The sequence below is a fragment of the Calidifontibacter terrae genome, from assembly GCF_054778835.1.
This window is the reverse complement of record NZ_BAAGZF010000002.1, coordinates 312,891-334,794: the sequence shown is the minus strand read 5'-3', so window position 1 is coordinate 334,794 and position 21,904 is coordinate 312,891. Positions and strand designations below refer to the sequence as shown.

22 protein-coding genes are annotated in these 21,904 nt (G+C 66.6%); 17 read left to right on the top strand and 5 right to left on the bottom strand.

All coding sequences use genetic code 11. The annotated features are described in order from the left end of the window. Window positions 1-20: 20 nt before the first annotated feature. A complete protein-coding gene (locus tag ACYU98_RS04305) occupies window positions 21-1,283 on the top strand; it encodes a glutaminase (protein ID WP_460466957.1) in 1,263 nt (420 codons plus the stop codon). A 239-nt stretch (window positions 1,284-1,522) separates the two neighbouring features. Next, window positions 1,523-3,097 (top strand): HNH endonuclease signature motif containing protein, encoded by a 1,575-nt coding sequence (locus tag ACYU98_RS04300; protein WP_460466956.1) that lies wholly within the window; start codon window positions 1,523-1,525, stop codon window positions 3,095-3,097. A gap of 22 nt (window positions 3,098-3,119) precedes the next feature. Here ACYU98_RS04300 and icmF read toward each other — a convergent pair whose 3' ends face one another. Then, complete coding sequence (gene icmF, locus ACYU98_RS04295) at window positions 3,120-6,350, bottom strand: fused isobutyryl-CoA mutase/GTPase IcmF (protein WP_460466955.1); 3,231 nt, start codon at window positions 6,348-6,350, stop codon at window positions 3,120-3,122. Window positions 6,351-6,433: 83 nt separating this feature from the next. Here icmF and ACYU98_RS04290 point away from each other — a divergent pair, with 83 nt between their 5' ends. Beyond that, the gene (locus ACYU98_RS04290) at window positions 6,434-6,943 is read left to right on the top strand and encodes a MarR family winged helix-turn-helix transcriptional regulator (RefSeq protein WP_460466954.1); all 510 of its coding nucleotides are present in this window, start codon (window positions 6,434-6,436) and stop codon (window positions 6,941-6,943) included. A 64-nt stretch (window positions 6,944-7,007) separates the two neighbouring features. Here ACYU98_RS04290 and ACYU98_RS04285 read toward each other — a convergent pair whose 3' ends face one another. The 3 genes from ACYU98_RS04285 to ACYU98_RS04275 are packed head-to-tail and all read right to left on the bottom strand — an operon-like array spanning window position 7,008 to window position 9,067. Then, window positions 7,008-7,523 (bottom strand): GNAT family N-acetyltransferase, encoded by a 516-nt coding sequence (locus ACYU98_RS04285; protein ID WP_460466953.1) that lies wholly within the window; start codon window positions 7,521-7,523, stop codon window positions 7,008-7,010. Continuing rightward, window positions 7,520-7,804, bottom strand: coding sequence for a DUF1905 domain-containing protein (locus ACYU98_RS04280; RefSeq protein WP_460466952.1), 285 nt, complete (start codon window positions 7,802-7,804; stop codon window positions 7,520-7,522). The genes ACYU98_RS04285 and ACYU98_RS04280 overlap by 4 nt, the downstream gene beginning before the upstream one ends. 57 nt (window positions 7,805-7,861) lie before the next feature. Next, window positions 7,862-9,067: a RimK family alpha-L-glutamate ligase gene (locus ACYU98_RS04275; RefSeq protein WP_460466951.1), complete on the bottom strand. Its 1,206-nt coding sequence runs from the start codon at window positions 9,065-9,067 to the stop codon at window positions 7,862-7,864. A gap of 25 nt (window positions 9,068-9,092) precedes the next feature. Between ACYU98_RS04275 and ACYU98_RS04270 the strand changes: the two genes are divergently transcribed. Both ACYU98_RS04270 and ACYU98_RS04265 read left to right on the top strand, forming a co-directional pair. Continuing rightward, window positions 9,093-9,569, top strand: coding sequence for an ATP-dependent zinc protease family protein (locus ACYU98_RS04270; RefSeq protein ID WP_460466950.1), 477 nt, complete (start codon window positions 9,093-9,095; stop codon window positions 9,567-9,569). Next, window positions 9,569-10,531, top strand: a complete 963-nt coding sequence (locus ACYU98_RS04265; RefSeq protein WP_460466949.1) for a succinylglutamate desuccinylase/aspartoacylase family protein — start codon at window positions 9,569-9,571, stop codon at window positions 10,529-10,531. Before ACYU98_RS04270 ends, ACYU98_RS04265 begins: the two co-directional genes overlap by 1 nt. On the opposite strand, the gene ACYU98_RS04260 is transcribed toward ACYU98_RS04265, so the two are convergent. Continuing rightward, complete coding sequence (locus tag ACYU98_RS04260; RefSeq protein ID WP_460466948.1) at window positions 10,519-12,294, bottom strand: AMP-dependent synthetase/ligase; 1,776 nt, start codon at window positions 12,292-12,294, stop codon at window positions 10,519-10,521. The genes ACYU98_RS04265 and ACYU98_RS04260 overlap by 13 nt on opposite strands. 67 nt (window positions 12,295-12,361) lie before the next feature. On the opposite strand from ACYU98_RS04260, the gene ACYU98_RS04255 reads away from it, so the two are divergent. From ACYU98_RS04255 to ACYU98_RS04200, 12 genes are all read left to right on the top strand, one after another. Continuing rightward, a complete protein-coding gene (locus ACYU98_RS04255; RefSeq protein ID WP_460466947.1) occupies window positions 12,362-12,757 on the top strand; it encodes a VOC family protein in 396 nt (131 codons plus the stop codon). A 155-nt stretch (window positions 12,758-12,912) separates the two neighbouring features. Further along, entirely contained in the window at window positions 12,913-13,257 is a 345-nt protein-coding gene (locus ACYU98_RS04250) for a hypothetical protein (RefSeq protein ID WP_460466946.1), read from the top strand. Beyond that, window positions 13,238-13,696: a hypothetical protein gene (locus tag ACYU98_RS04245; protein WP_460466945.1), complete on the top strand. Its 459-nt coding sequence runs from the start codon at window positions 13,238-13,240 to the stop codon at window positions 13,694-13,696. The genes ACYU98_RS04250 and ACYU98_RS04245 overlap by 20 nt, the downstream gene beginning before the upstream one ends. A gap of 82 nt (window positions 13,697-13,778) precedes the next feature. Next, window positions 13,779-14,882: an LLM class flavin-dependent oxidoreductase gene (locus ACYU98_RS04240; RefSeq protein WP_460466944.1), complete on the top strand. Its 1,104-nt coding sequence runs from the start codon at window positions 13,779-13,781 to the stop codon at window positions 14,880-14,882. Then, window positions 14,879-15,460, top strand: coding sequence for a CE1759 family FMN reductase (locus ACYU98_RS04235; protein ID WP_460466943.1), 582 nt, complete (start codon window positions 14,879-14,881; stop codon window positions 15,458-15,460). The genes ACYU98_RS04240 and ACYU98_RS04235 overlap by 4 nt, the downstream gene beginning before the upstream one ends. Window positions 15,461-15,487: 27 nt before the next feature. Next, the gene (locus ACYU98_RS04230; RefSeq protein WP_460466942.1) at window positions 15,488-15,832 is read left to right on the top strand and encodes a tetratricopeptide repeat protein; all 345 of its coding nucleotides are present in this window, start codon (window positions 15,488-15,490) and stop codon (window positions 15,830-15,832) included. Window positions 15,833-15,884: 52 nt separating this feature from the next. Then, window positions 15,885-17,369 (top strand): AMP-binding protein, encoded by a 1,485-nt coding sequence (locus tag ACYU98_RS04225; protein WP_460466941.1) that lies wholly within the window; start codon window positions 15,885-15,887, stop codon window positions 17,367-17,369. Further along, window positions 17,366-17,998 carry an HAD family hydrolase gene (locus tag ACYU98_RS04220; RefSeq protein WP_460466940.1) on the top strand — a complete coding sequence of 211 codons (633 nt, stop codon included), beginning with the start codon at window positions 17,366-17,368 and terminating at the stop codon, window positions 17,996-17,998. The genes ACYU98_RS04225 and ACYU98_RS04220 overlap by 4 nt, the downstream gene beginning before the upstream one ends. Continuing rightward, window positions 17,998-19,230, top strand: a complete 1,233-nt coding sequence (locus ACYU98_RS04215) for an acyl-CoA dehydrogenase family protein (RefSeq protein ID WP_460466939.1) — start codon at window positions 17,998-18,000, stop codon at window positions 19,228-19,230. The genes ACYU98_RS04220 and ACYU98_RS04215 overlap by 1 nt, the downstream gene beginning before the upstream one ends. Next, window positions 19,227-20,255, top strand: coding sequence for a phosphotransferase family protein (locus ACYU98_RS04210; protein ID WP_460466938.1), 1,029 nt, complete (start codon window positions 19,227-19,229; stop codon window positions 20,253-20,255). The genes ACYU98_RS04215 and ACYU98_RS04210 overlap by 4 nt, the downstream gene beginning before the upstream one ends. Next, window positions 20,252-20,899, top strand: coding sequence for a TetR/AcrR family transcriptional regulator (locus tag ACYU98_RS04205; RefSeq protein ID WP_460466937.1), 648 nt, complete (start codon window positions 20,252-20,254; stop codon window positions 20,897-20,899). Before ACYU98_RS04210 ends, ACYU98_RS04205 begins: the two co-directional genes overlap by 4 nt. A 29-nt stretch (window positions 20,900-20,928) precedes the next feature. Beyond that, window positions 20,929-21,885 (top strand): phosphotriesterase family protein, encoded by a 957-nt coding sequence (locus ACYU98_RS04200; protein ID WP_460466936.1) that lies wholly within the window; start codon window positions 20,929-20,931, stop codon window positions 21,883-21,885. The last annotated feature ends 19 nt before the right edge of the window (window positions 21,886-21,904 follow it).

Below are 21,904 nucleotides of genomic sequence, written 5' to 3'. Positions count from 1 at the left end.
CCGAGGTGAGAGGACGTCCGATGCGATCGATCGTGCCCGACTATCTGACAGAGCTCGCCGACGAATGCGCCGGGGCAACCGGCGGAGCGACCGCCGACTACATCCCGGAGTTGGCGAACGTCGATCCGACGATGTTCGGAATCGCGTTGACCACCGCCGACGGGCGCACGTACGACTCCGGCGACGCCGACACCCTCTTCACCATTCAGTCCGTCTCGAAGGCGTTCGTCTATGCGCTCGCGATCCGCGATCGCGGGCTCGAAGAGGTGCTCGAACGGATCGACGTCGAACCCTCCGGCGAAGCGTTCAACGAGCTGTCACTGGAACGCAACTCCAAACGACCGCTGAACCCGATGATCAACGCCGGCGCGATCACCGCGCACTCGTTGGTCGGCGCCCCGCAGGACAGCGCCGAGCGATGCACCGAGCTGATCATCGAGGGCCTGTCGCAGTTCGCCGGTCGCGATCTCGACGTCGACGAGCGGGCATTTTCGTCGGAGATGCAGCACGCCCACCGCAACCTGGCGATCGCCCACATGTTGCGCAGCTACGACATGTTGACCGCTGATCCCGAGGCGGTCGTACGCGGCTACATCCGCCAGTGCGCCGTGCGCGTCACCACGCGCGACCTGTCGGTGATGGCTGCGACGTTGGCGAACGGCGGGACCAACCCGGTCACCGGGCGACAAGTGGTCGATCCGCATGTCGTGGTGCAGACGTTGTCGGTGATGTTGACCTGCGGGATGTACGACTCCGCCGGCGACTGGATCACGACCGTCGGCATCCCGGCCAAGAGCGGTGTGGGTGGCGGGATCATCGGCGCGCTGCCCGGCCAGTTCGGCGTCGCGACCTTCTCTCCGCGGCTCGACGAACACGGCAACAGCGTGCGCGGCGTTGCCACTTTCGAGCGACTCAGCCACGAGATGGGAATGCACCTGATGACGGTGCCGCCGCTGACCCGATCGGTTGTTCGCCGCCATCGTGAGATCACTCTCCCCGGCGGAATCTCCGCGTATCACTACGAGCTGCAAGGGCCGCTGCGTTTCGCCAGCGTCGAGCAGGTCATCCGCCTGGTCGAGGAGTATCCACCGGAGCAACACACCGTCGTCGTCGACCTGTTCAATTCGACCTCGATCGACGCCACCGCGCGCCGGATGCTGCTGGAACTGATGCGCCGGCTGCGCGGCGACGGACACGAGGTGTGGCTGGTCGACGGCCAAGACGTCGACGACGGTTCGGCCGGGCTGCGGCTGGCGGAGAATCTGAAGGCGATCCGGCCGTGAGGCGACTGGTTGAGCCGCGGTCCGTTGGTTGAGCCGCGGTCCGTTGGTTGAGCCGCGTTCCGTTGGTTGAGCCGCGTCGAAACCCGTCGCAAGTCAAGACCCCAAGCAACGTCTGTGGATAACTAGAACGGGCGAATCTGCCTGTGGATAAACGAAATTCGTTATCCACACCCCTTCCAAATGCATTCGAACAGGCGTACGATGGAGGCATCACCTGGGGAGCGTGGAAGGGGGCAGCAATGACCATCACCGATGTTCCACTGCCCGCGAGCTATCGGCCACTTGAGCCGACAGGCGAGACGGAGAACCGTGGCGCTGCCCGCCTGCTCGACCCGGGGTCCGGCCTCTCCCTCTTGGTGCGCTTGCGCGACGGGCTGCCTGATCTGCCCGCGCTCGGCGATGCCAGCTCACAACTGACCGACCCCGAGCTCACCGACGCCGCGCGCCTCGTGGCGGCCTACTTACAACGCGCCGAGGCCGTGCTCGTCTCACTCACCGCCGACGCAATCGACCGCGGAGCGGTGCAGAATTCCACCGCTGGCGGTGCAGCCCAATGGGTTGCCCGAGTCTCTGCTGGTGAGGGCGCCGACACCCTGATCAGCGCCGAAGCCCGCAACGACGCCGGGCCGCTAGTGACCAACGCCCGCATTGCGCGGGCCGAGTCATCCGAGCCCGTGGTCCCGGAAGGACTCCGGGTCCCGGGGATCGAACCCGCCCACGCGACCCGGATCGCAAACATCGCTCAAGCCAGCCTCCATGCCTCCCACCGCGTGATGACCAACGCCGTCCGCGAGGGCCGCGCCTCGGTGACGGTGGCGCGCTCCGCGCTGCATCACGTGAACCGGATCAAGCACGTCCTGCCCGACGCCACCTACGACGAAATCCACGGCTGGTTCCTCACGCTCCCCGCCGCCGCCGGCAAAGAGGCGGTCGCCGAACTGACCCGGCAGATCATCGCCGAATACGGCACCCCCGACGCCCTGGACGACATCGAAGCAAAACAAGAACGTCTGGAGTTCCTACGCTCCTGGGACGACAAAGACGGCATGACCGGATTCGAAGGTCTGCTATCCGCCGACCACGCCGCAGAGTTCAAACACATACTGCAGTCGCTCTCCGGCCCCGCCCCACGAACGTCTTGCTGCGAGGACCCACACCACCGCCACACCAGTGGCTCGAACTCCGAGGACCCTGGTGCCGGCGATCCCGCCACTGTGTCCGCCAGGGAGTCGGCCGACCCCGCGAGGCTGGTGCGCCTAGCCGACGACGACCGTTCGCCGGGCAAGCGCCGGATTGATGCCCTGATGATGATCTTCCGCAGAGTCGCCCGCTGGCTCGACGCAGACCCCACCGTGACCAGCAGCGGTCCGGTGCACCTGTCGGTGACGGTTGACTTCGAGACCCTCGCCGGAAAACTGCGCCCCGGCGGTGGCAGTGGCGCCGGCATCACTCGCGACGGTCTGTCGATCACCCCGGCCACCGTGCGCCGGATGGCCTGCGACGCGAACATCCTGCCGATGGTCCTCGGATCACCTTCCGAGCCGCTGGACGTCGGGCGGAGTAAACGCCTGTTCACCGGCGGACTGAGACAAGCAGTCATCCACCGCGACAAACACTGCACCTTCGACGGATGCGGAAGACCACCAGATTGGTGCGACGTCCACCACGCCATCCCCTGGGCCGAAGGTGGTCCCACCAGGCTCGATCTGGGGCGCCTGCTCTGCGACGAACACCACCACATCGTCCATCGCGATGACCTCGTGCCGATCGTCACCGCCACCGGCAACCACTGGGTCCCCCGCAAACGCGGCTGATGGAAGGTCGCGGGGGCGGCGATCACACGTTGCGCCGGTATTGCCCGCCTACCTCGAAGAACGCCTCGGTGATCTGCTGCAACGAACACACTCGAGCCGCCCGCATCAACACGTCGAAGACGTTGTCGCCAGCAACGGCGGCCGCCCGCAACTCCTCCAGCGCGGCTTCCGCCTGCGTGGAGTGGCGCTGTTGGAAGTCACGCAACCGGGAAAGCTGCGACTGCTTCTCGCTCTCGGTTCCCCGGGCCAACTCGAGATGCTTCGGGGTGCCGTCCTCAGCGTTGGGGTTGCGGAAGGTGTTCACACCGATGATCGGCAGGGACCCGTCGTGCTTGCGGTGTTCGTAGAGCATCGACTCGTCTTGGATGCGGCCGCGCTGATAACCGGTCTCCATCGCGCCAAGCACCCCGCCGCGCTCGGTGATCCGGTCGAACTCCTTGAGAACCGCAGCCTCAACGAGGTCGGTCAACTCGTCGATGACGAACGAACCCTGCAGCGGGTTCTCGTTCATCGCCAGGCCCCACTCGCGGTTGATGATCAGCTGAATCGCCAGCGCCCGGCGTACGGATTCCGCGCTCGGGGTCGTGACCGCCTCGTCATACGCATTGGTGTGCAGGCTGTTCGCGTTGTCATAGATCGCGATCAGCGCCTGCAGCGTGGTGCGAATGTCGTTGAAGTCCATCTCCTGCGCGTGCAGCGAACGACCCGACGTCTGCACGTGATACTTCAACTTCTGGCTTCGGTCATTGGCGCCGTACTTCTCCTTCATGGCAACCGCCCAGATGCGACGGGCGACCCGGCCGAGCACCGAATATTCGGGGTCCATGCCGTTGGAGAAGAAGAAGCTCAGGTTCGGCGCAAACTCGTCGATCTCCATGCCGCGCGCAAGGTAGCTCTCGACATAGGTGAAGCCGTTCGCGAGGGTGAACGCGAGCTGGCTGATCGGGTTCGCCCCGGCCTCGGCGATGTGATAGCCGGAGATACTCACCGAATAGAAATTGCGCACCGCGTGGTCGATGAACCACTGCTGGATGTCGCCCATCATCTTCAGGCTAAACTCGGTCGAGAAGATGCAGGTGTTCTGGCCCTGATCCTCCTTGAGGATGTCGGCCTGCACTGTGCCGCGGACGTTAGCGAGTGCGTACGCCGTCAGTTCCTCGCGCTCGGCGCCGGTGGGTTCGCGGCCCTCCCGAGCGACGAAGGCGTCGACCTGCTGGTCGATCGCGGTGTTGAGGAAGAACGCCAGGATGGTCGGCGCCGGTCCGTTGATCGTCATCGAGACGCTGGTCGTCGGCGACACGAGGTCAAATCCGTCGTAGAGCACCTTCATGTCATCGAGGGTCGCGATCGAAACGCCGGAGGTGCCGACCTTGCCGTAGACGTCGGGCCGTTCGTCGGGGTCGCGGCCATAAAGCGTCACCGAGTCGAACGCGGTCGACAACCGGGTCGCCGGCTGCCCCTCGCTCACCAGCTTGAACCGGCGGTTGGTCCGGAACGGGTCACCCTCACCGGCGAACATCCGCGCCGGGTCCTCACCCTCACGCTTGAACGGAAAAACGCCGGCAGTGTACGGGTAGTACCCCGGCAAATTTTCCCGCCGCAGGAACGACACCAACTCGCCGTGGTCGGTGAACCGCGGGAGCGACACCCGCGGAATCTTGTTGCCGGACAACGACTCCCGGGTGAGTTTGTTGACGATCTGCTTGCCCCGGATGGTTACGACCTGTTCGTCGCCGGAGTAGGACTCGACCACCTTCGGCCAGTCAACTACTGCTTGTGTCACCTCAGACGGAACAGATTCTCGCGCTTCGCCGAGCTTCTGCGTGAGCTCCTCCGACACGTCGGCGAGCTCACCCGCAACCAGCTCGAACCGTTGCGCGCGGGCGGCCGCGGCGGCGAACTTCTCGGTGGCTGCGTGGTAGCCACGCACTGTGTCAGAAATTTCCGACAGATACCGCACGCGCGAGGCGGGGACGATGGTCGCGATCCGGGTCGACTGCTTGGTGTCGACGTGGGGCAACACGCCTTCCTCAACGTGCATCCCCTTGTCCGCCAACAGGGTTCGGAGCTCCTGATAGAGCGCCGTGACACCGTCGTCATTGAAGGTCGCCGCGGAGGTGCCGTAGACCGGCATGTCCTGCGGCCGTTTGCCAAAGGCCTCACGGTTGCGCACCATCTGACGGCCCACATCGCGCAGCGCATCCTCTGCGCCGCGGCGTTCGAACTTGTTGATCGCCACGACGTCGGCCAGATCGAGCATGTCGATCTTCTCCAACTGACTGGAGGCGCCGAACTCCGGCGTCATGACATACATCGACACATCAGCAAACGCGGTGATCGCCGAATCCCCTTGTCCTACACCGGGGGTCTCCAAGACGATCAGGTCGAAGCCAGCGGCCTTGGTCAGCGCCAGCACCTGGTCGAGATGTTCGGGAACCTGGTTGCTGCCTCGAGTGGCCAACGAGCGGAAGAAGATTCGGTCGCCGTCGAGCGAGCTCATTCGGATTCGGTCACCGAGCAGCGCACCGCCGCCGCGGGTTCGAGTCGGGTCAATCGCCAACACCGCAACGCGCAGTTTGTCCTGCTGATCCAGTCGCAGTCGGCGCAGCAGTTCGTCGGTCAGCGAGGACTTGCCGGACCCGCCGGTGCCGGTGATGCCGAGAACGGGGACCCGCTTCGCAGCTGCTGCCTGCTCGATCGACGCCACGAATTCGGCTGGGAGGACGCCCTGCTCAGCGCCGGTAATCGCGCGGGCGTAGGCCGCTCGGTCGCCGGACAACACGGCTTCGACGCCGGGGTGGCCCTGCTGCCACAGGTCGTGGTCACAGTCGGCGATGACCGAGTTGATCATCCCGACCAGGCCCATCCGCTGGCCGTCCTCCGGCGAGAAAATGGTGACCCCAGCGGCGCGCAGTCGGTCGATCTCGTCCTGCACAATGACGCCGCCACCCCCGCCGACGACCTTGATGTGGCCGGCGCCGGCCTGCTTCAGCAGATCGACCAGATACTCGAAATATTCGACGTGGCCGCCCTGGTAGGAGCTGACCGCGATGCCCTGGACGTCCTCCTCGATCGCCGCGTCGAGGACCTCCTGTACGGACCGGTTGTGGCCGAGGTGGACCACCTCCGCACCCTGGGTCTGCATGATCCGGCGCATGATGTTGATCGAGGCGTCGTGACCGTCGAACAGGCTCGCGGCAGTGACAATCCGGACGTGGTTCTTCGGGCGGTGCAGAGCAGGCTGTTCGGCCATCGGGTTTCCTCCGGGTGTGAGGTAGGTCTCCGAAGATAGTAGGACGTCCAACTATTGGCCGTCAAAGGACTACCATCGCTGCCATGACCACCCCGACGACCCCGCTGACCGCCGACCCGGTCGCGGTCGCGCAGGACCTCTGGGCCGCCCACGGATGGGGCGCCGCCGCCCCGGGGATGGCGGCTGTCACCTCGCTCATGCGCGCGCAACAGATCGTCGCGGCCCGAGTCGACACCGCGCTGAAGCCGTACGGCGTGACCTTCGCCCGCTACGAGGTGTTGATGCTGCTGTCGTTCAGTCGGCGCGGCACCCTGCCGATGAAGTTGATCGGCTCGCGCCTGCAGGTCCACCCGACCTCGGTGACCAACGCGGTTGATCGACTCGAGGCCGCGGGCCTCGTCGAGCGCTCTACCCACCCGGGCGACCGGCGTGCGTACGTCGTGGGGATCACCCCGACTGGCCGCACCCTCGCCGCCGACGCGACCGCCGCCCTGAACGCGGACGTCTTCGCGGCGCCGGGCCTCGACCCCGACGACGTGACCGACCTCGTACGCATCATCGGGCGGATGCGGCACATCGCCGGCGACTTCTGAATCGAGATAACCCCCCCCCGGTTTCAGGGCACTGCACATTTGGAGGTGCGTCAGACCGCAGGAGTTATCTCAATGGTCGGGCGGCCGGATCGTCGCCCAAGGGACGCTGCAACCACAGCACGTCCCGCCAGGCGTCGAACTTCCACCCGATTCGCCGATAGATGCCGACTTCCTCGAACCCCATTCCCCGATGAAACCGTTCGCTGCGTTCGTTAGGAAGCGCGATTCCGGCGCACGCCATCCGATAGCCAAGATCGGCCAACCGGTCGAGCAGTGCCCCATAGAGCGCCGGGCCGACGCCACGTCCCCGAGCCTCGACGTCGAGGTAGGCACTCACGTCCGTCGCGAATCGGTAGGCCTCGCGGGCGCGGTGCGGGGAGCCGTACGCATAACCGACGACCCGTCCTGCCTCCTGCGCGACGAGCCAGGCATGGGCCTTCTGGTTGGCCGCGATCCGCGCCGCCAATTCCACCTCGTCAGGCGGAGTCTGTTCGAACGAGATGCAGGTGTCGCGGACGTACGGCGCATAGATCGCCGCGCAGGCAGCGGCGTCATCGGGCCGAGCGTCGCGGATCATCATCCGATCCGCAGCCGCACGTGCACTACGTCCCCCAGCTCGACCCCTTCGGCCCGCTGCACCGCCACCTTCATCGGCACCAGGTAGCCACCGTTCCGCGGAAACAGCGAGGTGGTGAACTCGGTGTCACCCACCTGGCCGACGGCCGCGATGCAGCCCCAGCCGTACGTCACCTCGCGCGCAATCAGTGACAGCTCCCCGACCTCGGGCTCGGGCATGACCGCGAAGAGGTACGGCGCCGGCCCGCGCCACTCGATCACCTCGGCATCGAACTCGAGTTCCACGGGCCTGAGCCTACGGACGATTCGCGGCCATCCGCGGTTGCCGCGGTATGTGGCCCCTCAGGGCTGCGGGTTCTGAGCTTCCTCGATCGCCGCCTTGGCCAGCTTCTTCACCCGGCGCCGCTTCCTGGGGCGCTCCGGAATCATCGAGCGCATCTCCTCCAACCGGCCGAAGCAGAGCAGCCGGTCGTTGGCTTCGAGAACCCGGGAGGGGCGCGGTGACGGAATGACCGAGGCGCCGCGGTGCAGCGTCAACACCGTGATGTCCCGCTCGGGCAAACCGCTGTCCCGCAACGAAACTCCCACCAGATCGGAGCCGGTATGGACCGCGAGTTCAGCGACGCCATAACCGGTCGAGACCGCCAGTCGTTGGCGCACGTCGATCTGCGGGAAGTCGACCTGATCGGCGATGAAGTCGATGATCGCGCCGGCCACGTCGAGCCGGGTCGCGGTCTCGATGCCCTGCAGCCCCGGCGAGGAGTTGACCTCCATCACCAGCGGGCCGTCGTTGCCCTCGAGCATGTCGACACCGGCGACCCGCAGCCCCATGATTTGGGCCGCCCGGACGGCGGTCTCCTCGTACGCGGGCGTCAACTCGACCGGCTCCACTGTGCCGCCGCGGTGGACGTTGGAACGGAATTCATCGCCCTGCGCGGACCGGCGCATCGCGGCAACAACCCGGTCGCCGACGACCAAGGCGCGAATGTCGCGGCCTTTGCTCTCCTTCACGAACGACTGGATCAGCACGTTCTGTGAGGCGGACTGCAGCGTTTCGATAATCGCCTCGGCGACCTTCACCTCGGGGGCCAGGATCACGCCGATCCCCTGAGTGCCTTCCAGCAACTTGATGACCACCGGCGCCCCGCCGACCGACTCGATCGCTTGGCTCACGTCGGCCCGGTTTCGTACGAAGAAGGTGGCCGGCATATCGATGTTGTGGCGCGACAGGATCTGGGTGGCGCGCAACTTGTCACGACTGTTCGAGATCCCGTTGGCGGTGTTGGGCGTGTAGACGTCCATCTGCTCGAACTGCCGAACGACGGCCGTTCCGAAGTAGGTGATCGACGAGCCGATCCGGGGCAGTACGGCGTCGTAGGTCGACAGTGGTTTCCCGCGGAACTGCAGGTCCGGGCCCTCACCGGCCAGGTCGATTCCGAACCGCAAGGTGTTGAGCACCTTGACGTCGTGGCCACGGTCGAGGGCCGCCGAGCGCAGGCGCTGGGTGGAGTACGCACGCGGCGCACGGGAGAGGATCGCAAGTTTCAAAGGTGTTGCCTGCCAAACTGTTCCGGTGTCAGAGCAGCCCCTATCTTCCATCACCGTCGGTTGGCGCGAGTGGGTCGCCCTCCCCGACCTCGGCGTCCCGGCCATCAAGGCCAAGGTCGACACCGGAGCCCGCACCTCGAGCCTGCACGCCTTTGACGTCGACCGCTTCGAGCGCGACGGTGCGCTGTGGGTCTCGTTCGGCATTCGCCCATGGCAGAAATCGACGGAGGACATCGTGCGAGCGCAGGCGCCACTGCTCGAAGAACGCTCCGTACGAAGCTCCTCCGGACACGCCGAGGAACGGCCCGTCATCCACACCCGACTCACCCTCGCCGGCCGCGACATCGAGATCGAGATGACGCTCACCGACCGCGATCAGATGGGCTTCCGGATGCTGATTGGCCGCGAGGCGCTCAGCCGCGGATTCCTGGTCGACTCCGCCAGTTCGTACGCGGGGGGTCGGCCCTCCTTGGCCGTACGCCGCCGGAATCGCGGCCGCTGATGGCGCGCGAATCCTTCGCGATCGGCAACGTACGTGTTCGTCCCGGAACGATTCAGTCTCTGGAACTGCCGATCACTCGACTGGTCACCGGCGCCGAGATCGACCTCCCGGTGCGGGTCGTTCATGGCAAGGAGGAGGGGCCGATCGTCTGGGTGAACGCGGCGATCCACGGCGACGAGATCGTCGGTGTCGAGGTCATCCGCGAAGTCCTGGCTTCGTTGAACCCCAAGGCTTTTCGCGGAACGCTTGTCGCGGTCCCGATCGTCAACGTGCATGGCTTCATGGCTGGCGACCGCTATCTACCCGACCGCCGCGACCTCAACCGATCCTTCCCCGGATCGGCCCGCGGCTCCCTCGCCGGCCGCATCGCCCACCTGTTCCTGCAGGAGGTGGTCGCGAAATGCGAACTCGGCATCGACCTGCACACCGGTTCCGACCGGCGCACCAACTTGCCGCAGATCCGCGCCGACCTGGACGACCCTCGTACGCGCGAACTCGCCGAGGCGTTCGCCGCCCCGGCGATGCTCCATGCCGCGATCCGCGACGGTTCATTGCGCCATGTCGCCGGCGAGCGCGGCACCCGAGTCTTGCTCTACGAGGCCGGTGAGGCGTTGCGCCTCGACGACTGGTCGATCGCTGCCGGAGTGCAAGGTGTGTTGCGCGTGCTGGCCCACCTGCAGATGACCGATCCGGTCGAGGAGCCGCCGGTGCCGTCGGTGGAATGCCGCGGCAGTGGTTGGGTGCGCGCCAGACGAACAGGCATCCTGCGGCTCAACGTCAAACTCGGCCAGTCCGTCGAGAAGGGCGAACGCATGGGCGCCCTCTACGACGCCTACGGAAAGACCCTCCGGGCCGTCTACGCCGACCGCGAAGGCTTGGTCATCGCGCGCAGCGAAGCGCCGCTGGTCAACTCCGGGGATGCGCTGGTGCACATCGCCACAGTCACCGATCAGCGCGAGTAGAGCTGCTCCACCGCGACCGCCTGCTTTTCGAGCACGACATGTCGCTTGATCTTCAGGGTCGGGGTGAGCTCGCCGCCCTCCTCGCTGAAGTCCTGGGGCAACAGGACGAACTTCTTGACGCCCTCCGCGTGGGAAACCGCCTGGTTCGCGCGGTCGATTGCGGCCTGCACCTCGGCGCGGAACGCCTCGTTCTCGGGCAGGGTCGCGAGGTCGACGCCGTGGTCGGCGGCCCAAACCGGCCCACCCTCGGGGTCGATGGTGAGCAAGGCCGCGATGTAGGGCCGCCCCTCACCGACCAGCATCGCGTGGCCGATCAGCGGGCTCTCACACAGCGCGTCCTCGATCGGGCCCGGGGCAACGTTCTTGCCACCGGCGGTGACCAGAATCTCCTTGGCCCGTCCGGTGATTCGTACGAACCCGTCCTCGTCGATCGTGCCTAGGTCACCGGTGCGGAACCAGCCGTCGTCGAAGGCGTCGGCCGTTGCCTGCTCGTTGCCGAGGTAGTCGCGGAACACCAGATCGCCGCGCAGCTGCAGCTCGCCGCTGTCCGAGACCCGAACCGCGTTGCCGGGCAGCGGCCGACCGACGGTGCCGATCCGATGGGCATCCGGCTGGTTGACGGTAATCGCGGCGCAGGTCTCGGTGAGCCCGTAGCCCTCGTAAACCGGCAGGCCCAGGCCCTCGAAGAATTGGGCCAGCCGGGGGTTGAGGGCTCCACCGCCGGAGATCGCGTATCGGCACTGGCCACCCGTGGCCGCCCGAACCTTCGCGAACACGAGCCGGTCGTAGACCGCGCGGTGGGCGCGTTGCAGCCGGTCGGGCGCTTCGGTGGCGCTGAACCGTACGGCGGTGGCCTCGGCCCGCGCGAAGATGCGCGCCTTCACCGCTCCCCCGTTGTTGGCCGCTGTCCGCGCGCCGGCGTGGACCTTCTCGAAGACCCGTGGGACGCCGAGGATGATGTGAGGCCGGAAGCTGACGAACTTGTCGGAGATCGTCTTGAAGTCCGACCAGAATCCGGTCGTCATTCCGCCATGCAGACCGGCGTAGGTGACGGCGCGCGCGAGGACATGCGCGAGCGGCAGGAACATCATCAGTCGGCTACCGGGAACGGCGACCTGACCGACGTTGCTGTTGCAGATCGCGAGCACTTCTGCGGTCACGTTGCGGTGGGTCAGGACGCAACCCTTCGGCCGCCCGGTGGTGCCCGAGGTGTAGACGATCGAGGCCGGCTGGTCCAGGTCGAGGGTGTCCCGCCGACGCTCGATCTCACTGTCGTCGACGTCTTGGCCACGGATGGCCAATTGCGACAGCGCACCGTCATCGATGACGAGGCAGGTCACGTCGGCATTCGACTCGGTGACCACCGCGGCCTGCAGGGCGTCATCGACCACGATGTGGCGAGCGCCGGAGTCGGAGAGGATCCAGGCGACCTGGGCCGCCGACGACGAGGGATAGATCGGGACAGTGATCGCGCCGGTGTTGGCGATCGCGAGGTCGAACACCATCCACTCGTACCGGGTGTCACCCATCAGCGCCACGCGGTCGCCGGGCTGGATGCCGGACGCGACCAGTCCGCGCGCAGTCGCCCGCACCTGATCGAGGAAGTCTCGCGCCGTGATCGGCGCCCAGGCGTCGTTCACGTAGGACTCGAACAGCACCAGGTCCGGGGTAGTTGCGGCATGCCGCCACGGCGCCCGAGCGATGATGTCCTGCGCGGTCAATTCGTAGTTGCGGGGAACGCTGAACTCGCGCGTCATCACCATGAAATGAACGCTATCAACGAGCCGCCCGGGCCTTGACCGGCAGTGCTGCGGGGGCGACGGTTGTTCCATGGCCGACAAAACCAGCCGAACGAGTAAGACCACGTGGTTCGGGGTTGTGTTGGACTCCACCGACGCTCGCGCCCTCGCCCGCTTCTATGCCGAGGTCACCGGCTGGACGATCTTCACCAACGAGGCCGACTGGGTCACACTCGCGCCCGCAGCCGATGCCGGGTACAACTTGGCGTTTGCCACAGAACCGCTCTACGTCCCACCGGTCTGGCCGACCAAGGCCGGCGAACCACAGATGAGGGCCCATCTCGACCTCGAGGTCGACGACTTGGAGGCGGCCGTGACCGACGCCGTACGGCTGGGTGCAAACCTTGCGGATTTCCAACCGCAGGAGACCGTACGGGTGATGCTCGACCCCGCGGGGCACCCGTTCTGTTTCTACGTCGACAACTGATTCGCCCGATGGGTAGCTCTGCCCGTTGTCAGAAGGGGGCCGCAGGCCCAACACTGAGCAGCAGCAACCGCATCGACCCGGGGAGAAGAAGAAATGTTGGACCGCCGACGTACGGGAATCATCGTTCTGCCGCTGCTGGCTCTCGCGCTGGCCGGGTGTGGGACCAACGACACCACGGCGGGCACCTCCAGCCCGGCCGGCTCTACGACGTCGACGTCGACGATGAATACGACATCAGCGACTTCGCCGAGCACGACCCAGTCCAGCAGTTCGTCCTCGTCCTCAACCGAAACGCAGACTGCTACGACGTCGAGTGCGACAGCCGGATCGCCAACAGGTTCAACGACCAGTTCGATGACGAGTTCCACGGCCACCGGCACCTCGTGGGTCACGACCGAACACCGCATGCGACCGCGTACGGCGGCCGGAACCGTGGCGCCCGGCTGGACGACCACGCCCGGAAACACGAGCTGGTTCTGCATGATGCCGCGCGGCGGTGACATGGAGGCCTCCCCGTTCGCAAAGGGCAAGGGCGTGTTCACCTGCGGGGCCACCGCCGCCTCGCTGCTGGCCTGCATGAACTTCACCGGGGGCAAGGTCGGCTGTATGCAGAGCGCCGACCAGAAGCTGGTCATGTTCAAGTCGACGCTGCGCTTCACCGGCGCCGCGGATGCGCAGCCGTGGCCGATCAAGGTGGAGCTCGCCGACGGCACCATCTGCACCCCGATGGCCCACGACCAGGGCCATCACATCGCCGGTCGCAACGGCTGGCTCGGCTGCGGCCCGAACTTCCAGTTGCTGACCCAGCCCGGCGGGAAGTATCAGTACTTCAAGACCTCCGCGCCGCAGTGGACCGCACAGTCCGTGCCCTACAACGCCATCGTGCAGCCCAAGACGGTGCAGGTGAAGGCCATCTGGTTCGTCGAGGGTGCCCTCTGAGCAATCGCCTGTCCGGGAATACCTGGGGCCATCACCTGTTACGATAGGTGACACGTCAACAACCAGGGCCCAGGAGGCAGACATGCAGTTCGGCATCTTCACCGTCGGAGACGTCACCACCGATCCGGTGACGGGCCGTACGCCGTCCGAGAACGAGCGGATCAAGGCCACCGTCACCATCGCGAAGAAGGCCGAGGAGGTCGGGCTCGACGTTTTCGCCACCGGCGAACACCACAACCCGCCGTTCGCTGCTCCGGGCAACCCGACGGTCCTGCTGGCCAACCTCGCGGCGCAGACGGAGCGCATCATCCTGTCGACCTCGACGACCCTGATCACGACCAACGACCCGGTTCGCCTGGCGGAGGACTACGCCTACCTGCAGCACCTCGCTGACGGCCGCATGGACCTGATGATGGGGCGCGGGAACACCGGTCCGGTCTATCCCTGGTTCGGCAAGGACATCCGCGACGGCATCGAACTCGCGGTCGAGAACTACGCGCTGCTGCACAAGCTGTGGCGGGAAGAGAACGTCACCTGGCAGGGCAAGCACCGCACCCCGCTGCAGGCGTTCACCTCGACCCCGCGGCCGCTCGACGGTGTCGCGCCCTTCGTCTGGCATGGCTCCATCCGCAGCCCCGAGATCGCCGAGCAGGCGGCCTATTACGGCGACGGCTTCTTCCACAACCACATCTTCTGGCCGCCGGAGCACACCCAGCAGATGGTCGCGCTCTACCGTCAGCGGTTCGAGCACTACGGCCACGGCAACGCCGACCAGGCGATCGTCGGCCTGGGCGGTCAGGCCTTCATTGCCAAGAACAGCCAGGATGCCAAGCGTGAGTTCCGGCCGTACTTCGACAACGCGCCGGTCTATGGCGGCGGCCCCTCGATGGAGTCGTTCACCAAGGAGACCCCGTTGACCGTGGGTTCGCCACAGGAGGTCATCGAACGCACTCTCGGTTTCCGCGAGTACGTCGGCGACTACCAGCGACAGATGTTCCTGATGGACCACGCCGGGCTGCCGTTGAAGACGGTGCTCGAACAGCTCGACCTGCTCGGCGAAGAGGTCGTTCCGGTGTTGCGCAAGGAGTTCGCTGCGCTGCGCAAGCCGGGCGTCCCCGACGCTCCCACCCACGCGAGCCGCGTTGCGGCTCAGTCCACTTCGGAATCGCAGGAGGTTTCCGCATGAAGCTCGTTGTTGTCAGCGCCGGTCTGCGCAACCCGTCGTCGACGAAGTTGCTCGCCGACCAACTGGCCGCCTCGGCCGACCGCGCGCTGGGCGGGGTCGACGTACGCCACGTCGAGGTCCGCGACCACGCGCACGCCGTCGTCGACGCCCTGATGACGGGTTTCGCCACCGGAGCCCTGAAGGACGCCCTCGACGACGTGACCAGCGCCGACGCGCTGATCCTGGTCACGCCAACGTTCCAGGCGTCGTACGCGGGGCTGTTCAAGTCGTTCATCGACCTGATCGAGGAGGGCAGCCTGCGGGGCACCCCGACGCTGCTGGCCGCGACCGGCGGCAGCGAGCGCCACTCGCTGATGCTCGACCACACCATGCGTCCGTTGGTCGCCCACCTCGGCGCCCTGGCCGTGCCCACCGCGATCTTCGCGGCGACCTCGGACTTCGGCGCTCCGGCGCTGGACCGCCGAGTCGACCGCGCCACCAGCGAACTGGCCACCCTGATCGGCGGCGCCACGGTTCGCCGACCGGCCGCCGATCCGTTCACCGACATCACCCCGTTCGAGGAGCTGCTGAACCGCTGAGTCCCACCGGGACTCGAAGGAGGACCCATGATCAACGAGTTCGATCGCTACACCTACGCCCAGCGACTGTTCCAGGAACAGAAGTACACCGCTGCGGCTCGCGAGCTCGAAGGCGTGCTCGCCGAGACCGGCCTGAACCAGATCGCTGGGACCGGTGACGCCCGGCAACTTCTCGCCCGCGCCTACTTTCACTCGGCCCAACTGGGCCGGGCGGAGCAGTCCGCGCGTGCCCTCGTAGCCGGCGACCCGACCGATGCCTACGCCTTGATGCTGCTGGGCCGCACCCTGCAGCGTGCCGGTCGCGGTGATGAGGGTGCGGGCTTCCTGCGGCAGGCGGAGGCGTTCGGCGTCAGCCTTGAAACAATCGATTGAACCTGACGTCGGGTTCACCTAGGTTAGGTGGACCCGACGAAAGGGATCGCTCATGGCAAACGTCGCCGACGCCGTCTGGAAGCACGCCGCCGATAACCCCGATCACCCCGCGCTGCGCGGCAGCAACGGAACGACGTGGACGTACGGGCAATTGCGCGACAAGGCCGCCGCATGGGCGGGCGCGCTGAATTCTTACGGCATCAGCCCCGGCGACCGGGTGTTGCTGATCGCGCCGAGCATCCCGGAGTTCGCCGCCGCCTATTACGGCGCCCACGCGGCCGGCGCGATCCTCATCACGATGAACACCATGGCCACCGGGCCGGAGATCACCTACGTGCTCGACGATGCCGGGGCCGAGTTGGTCATCGCGACACCGGCAGCGATGGCCAACGCGCGAGCCGCCACACCGAGCCAAGAACTGACCTTCTGGAGCCTCGACGACGGCGGTGACCCACCGCAGGCCGCCGACCCCGCGGACCCGGTCGACCGTTCCCCCGACGACACCGCCGTGTTGCTCTACACCTCGGGCACCACCGGCCGCGCCAAGGGCGTGCAACTCACCGTGGCCAACCTGAACGAGACGGCCCGCATGTTCAGCGATCAGCTGCACCTCGACCCGAACGAACGGTTCGGCACAGCGCTGCCGTTGTTCCACGTGTTCGGGCAGTGCGTCTGCCTCAACACCACGCTGTACGCCGGCGGCACCATGTCGCTGCTCAGCCCGTTCGACCCGGTCGCGATGGTCGAGATGATTCGCGACCACCAACTGAACGTGGTCGCGGGCGTCCCGACCATGTGGAACTTCATGCTCCACGTCGGTGGCGACTTCGGACCGGCCGACTTCGGATCGCTGCGACTCGCCGCCTCCGGTGGAGCGAGCCTGCCGGTCGAGGTGATCCGCGCGTTCGAGCAGAAATTCGGTTGTTCGATCCTGGAGGGCTACGGCCTCACCGAGTCGACCGGCGCCTCCACCTATCACGCGGTCGACATCGAGCAACGCGTCGGAACCGTCGGAGTTGCATTGCCCGACACCGATATCGAGGTTCGCGGCCCCGACGGTTCGACGCTGCCGACCGGTGAGATTGGCGAGGTGTTCATGCGCGGCCCGATGGTGATGGCCGGTTATTGGAACCGCCCCGACGCCACCGCCGCCGACCTCGTCGACCGCTGGTTGCGCACCGGTGACTTGGGCAAGCTCGACTCCGACGGCTACCTCTCGATCGTCGACCGCGCCAAGGACCTCATCATCCGCGGCGGCTACAACGTCTACCCGCGCGAGGTGGAGGAGGTGCTTTACGAACACCCCGATGTCGTCGAGGCCGCTGTGCTCGGCATCCCCGACGACACGTACGGCGAAGAGGTCGCCGCGGTCGTCGTCCCCACCCCGGGTGTCACCCTCGACCCGGAACAGTTGCGCGACTACCTCAAGGAACGCCTGTCGGCCTACAAGGTGCCCCACGCGTTCAAGTTCGTCGACGCTCTGCCGAAGGGTCCGACCGGCAAGATCCTGAAGCGGGCCGTGGTGTGGGAGAAGTGAGTCCGATCGAGGCGGTCGTCTTCGACTTCGGCGGCGTTCTGACCGCGAGCGTCTTCGGCGCCTTCCGGTCGTACGGCCGGGAGCTGGGCATCGACCCCGACCTACCGCTGCGCGTCCTCTCCACCGATCCGGAGGCATCCCGCCTGCTGGTCGACCACGAGGAGGGTCGATTGCCGGCCGCCGACTTCGAACGCGGCTACGCCGAACGGCTCGGCGCCCACGGCGTCGATGTGCCGGCCGAGGGTCTCCTCGCCGGCGTACAGCGCGCCATGGCGCGCGATGAGCGCAGCGTGGCGCTCGTCGCCGATCTGCGCTCCCGCGGGCTGAAGGTCGGCCTGCTTTCCAACTCGCTCGGCGAGGACTGCTACCGCGGGTTCGATCTGCCGGCCATGTTCGATGCCGTCGTGATCTCCGGGGAGATCGGCGTGCGCAAGCCGTCGCGGGCCGCGTACGCCGCCGTCTGCGAGGCGCTCCACGTCGCCCCGGAGCGGGCCGTGATGATCGACGATCTGCGGCAGAACATCGTGGCCGCGCAGCGCTTCGGGATGCAGGGCATCCTGCACCGCGACGCCGCCACAACGGGCCGCGAGCTCGACCAGCTGTTGACCAATTCCATTGAGGAGAAGTGATGTTCGAGCTCACCGAGCGCGGCAAGGACTACCAGCAGCGCCTGTTGCGGTTCATGGACGAGTTCGTCTATCCGGCCGAGCCGGTCTATGAGGAGCAGATGGCGCAGCTGACCGCGCAGGGGCGCCCCCACGCCATGCCGCAGGCGCTGACCGACCTCAAGACCGAGGCGAAGTCGCAGGGTCTGTGGAACCTGTTCCACCCGCACCCCGAATGGGGCCCCGGGCTCTCCAACCTCGACTACGCCCACCTTGCTGAGATCACCGGCCGCAGCATCCACATCGCCCCGGAGGCGACGAACTGCAACGCCCCCGACACCGGCAACATGGAGGTGCTGACACTTTTCGGCACAGCGGAACACAAGGAGAAGTGGCTCAGGCCGCTGCTCGCCGGCGAGATCGCTTCGGCATTCGCGATGACCGAGCCCGCGGTCGCCTCCTCCGACGCGACGAACATCGAGACGCGGATCGAGGCCGACGGCGACGAATACGTCATCAACGGTCGCAAGTGGTGGACCTCGAACGTGCTCCACGAAAACTGCAAGGTGCTCATCGTGATGGGTAAGACCGACCCCGAGGGCCCCACCCACCGTCAACAGAGCATGCTCGTGGTTCCGCTCGACACCCCCGGGGTCACGGTCCTGCGCAACCTGCCGGTCTTCGGCTATGTCGACCGTGAGGGCCACGGCGAGGTGCTGTTCGAGAATGTACGGGTTCCCAAGAGTGCGCTGCTGGCCGGCGAGGGTGATGGGTTCATGATCAGCCAGGCCCGCCTCGGCCCCGGCCGGATCCACCACTGCATGCGGGCCATCGGGATGGCCGAGCGCGCGCTCGACATGATGATCGATCGCGCCCAGGCCCGCATCACCTTCGGCAAGCCGATCGCCGAGAACGCGAACATCCAGGATTGGATTGCCGAGTCGCGCATCGAGATCGAGATGTGTCGGCTGCTGGTGCTGAAGGCCGCCTACATGATGGACACCGTCGGCAACAAGGCCGCGCGCACCGAAATCGCCGCGATCAAGGTTGCCGCACCGAACATGGCGCTCAAGGTCGTCGACCGCGCGATCCAGGTGCACGGCGGCGGCGGCGTGAGCAACGACTTCCCGCTCGCCGGGTTCTGGGCCGGACTGCGCACCCTGCGTTTGGCCGACGGTCCCGACGAGGTCCACAAGAAGACGATCGCTCGTTACGAATTGCGCCGCCGCAACGAGAACTGGGGACGCCGCAAGTGAGCTCGGACCTTCCCTTCGAATTGACGGTCGTCGCCGGTTGGCTGCGTGAGGCCGGCGAGGCGGTGCAAGAGCCGTTGGCCGCTCACCGGATCGGTGCCGGGCAGTCGAACCTGACCTACCTGATCACCGACGGGCAGGAGCGGCGCTGGGTCCTGCGGCGACCGCCGCTGGGCAAACTGCTGCAGTCGGCTCACGACGTCGCGCGCGAGGCGCGGATCATGAGCGCGCTCGCCGACACCGACGTGCCCGTTCCCCACGTCTTCGGGCTGTGGCATCTGGAGGAGGTGCCCCACCTGCTGATGTCGTACGTTGATGGTTTGGTCATCGACAACCCGCAGACCGGAGCGGCCGTGGCCGACGCGGTGCGGGCCGGGATCGGGCCGTCGATCGCCCGTACGCTCGGCCGCATCCATGCGGTCGACCTCGACGCGGTGGGCCTGGCCGACCTCGCCAGCCATGCGCCGTACGCCGAACGCCAGCTCGGCCGCTGGAGCAAACAGTTGGCCGCAAGCCGGATCGGCGAGACGCCCGACCTCGATCGGTTGGCCGAGGTGCTCACCGCGAACATTCCGGCGCACACCGAGATCTCCCTGGTGCACGGTGACCTGCACCTCGCGAACGCGATGTGTGATCCGGCGACCGGTGAGGTTGTCGCGGCGCTGGACTGGGAACTGTCGACGCTCGGCGACCCGCTGGCCGACCTCGGCACGCTGCTCGGCTACTGGCCGCAGCAGGGCGAGTCGATCAACGGCGACTTGTTCGGCGCCGCCGCGCTGCCCGGCTTCGCCACCCGCGCCGACTTGGTGGAGGCGTACGCCACGCAGACCGGTCGCGATGTCTCCGACGTCGGCTTCTGGCACGTCCTGGGCTTGTGGAAACTGCTGATCATCATCGAGGGGATTCGACGACGGGTGCTCAATGACCCGAACAATGCGGCGCTTTCGGGGACTCCGGGGCAGGACTACACCGAGCACCTGATCGCCCGCGCCTGGGATCTGGTCGATCACTACGGGTTGCGGTCGTGACGACCGATCCGCATCCGCCCGCCCTCGCCGACGCGCGCAAACTGCGTACGCCGCCGGTCACCGCGCGCGGCGTTCGAACCCGGGCGGCGCTGGTCGCCGCCGCCCGCCGGGTATTCGAGCGCGACGGCTTTGTCGATGCCCGCCTAACCGACATCACCCTCGAGGCGGGTTGCTCGACCGGCACGTTCTACACCTATTTCGACGGCAAGGATGAGATCTTCCACGCGGTCTTGCTGGAGGTTCAGGACGAGATGCTCCACCCCGGAGCGTCCCGGCTGGCCGACGCGTCCTCCCCCCGCGCGGTGATCGAAGCCGGCAACCGCGCCTACCTGCGGACCTACCGCAAGAACGCGAAGCTGATGCTGCTGCTGGAGCAGGTGGCCGCGGTCGATCCGGAGTTCCGGGCGGCCCGGCACCGACGCAGCAAGGCGTTCGTGGTGCGCAACACCAAGGCGATCCGCGAGCTGCAGGCGGCCGGTCTCGCCGATCCGTCGTTGGACCCGGCCCTGACTGCTCGCGCCTTGTCGTCGATGGTGAGCCGAGTCGCCTTCGACACCTTCTGCCTCGGCGAGCGCGCCACCTTGGACGCGCTGGTCGAGACCACGACAACGATCTGGGTGAACGCTCTCAAATTGCGCAACTGACGCTCCGCAACGAAGGAAATGGTGTGTCCATGACACAGGTACAGACAGCAAAGGGTCCGATCGACTCCGCCGACCTCGGGAAGGTGCTCGTTCACGAGCATGTCTTCGTTCTCGGCGAGGAGTTCCGTCTCAACTACGAGACGTGGGATGAAGAAGCGGAGGTGAACCGCGCGGTCGGGATGCTGAACGAGCTGAAGGGCTTGGGCATCGACACGATCCTGGACCCGACGGTGCTCGGCCTCGGGCGCTACATCCCCCGCATCCAGCGGATCGCCGAACAGACCGAGCTCAACGTCGTGGTCGCGACCGGCATCTACACCTACAACGACGTGCCGTTCCAGTTCCATTACACCGGTCCCGGGCTGCTGTTCGACGGGCCGGAGCCGATGGTCGAGATGTTCGTGAAGGACATCCGGGAGGGCATCGCAGACACCGGCGTACGGGCCGCTTTCCTCAAGTGTGCGATCGAGGAGGCCGGACTCACCCCGGGTGTCGAGCGGGTCATGCGCGCGGTCGGGCAGGCCCAAGTGGAGACCGGCGTCCCGATCACCGTTCACACCAACCCGCACATCAAGGCCGGTCTGATCACCCAGAAGGTACTCAAGGAGGAGGGTGTCGACCTCAGCAAGGTGGTCATCGGCCACAGCGGCGACTCCACCGACCTGGACTACCTGACCGAGCTCGCCGATGCCGGCAGCTTGCTGGGCATGGACCGCTTCGGCATCGACGTCCTGCTGCCCTTCGAGGATCGGGTCACCACGGTCGTCGAGATGTGCCGCCGGGGCTACGCCGAAAAAATGGTTCTAGCCCACGACGCGTCCTGCAGCATTGACTGGTTCCCCGCCGGAGCCAAAGAACAAGCCGTCCCGAACTGGAACTTCCGACACATCAGTGAGGACGTCCTGCCTGCTCTGCGGGAGCGGGGAGTGACGCAGGAGCAGATCACCACGATGCTGGTGGACAACCCGCGGCGATACTTCGAGTAGCAAACCCCGATGCCACCTC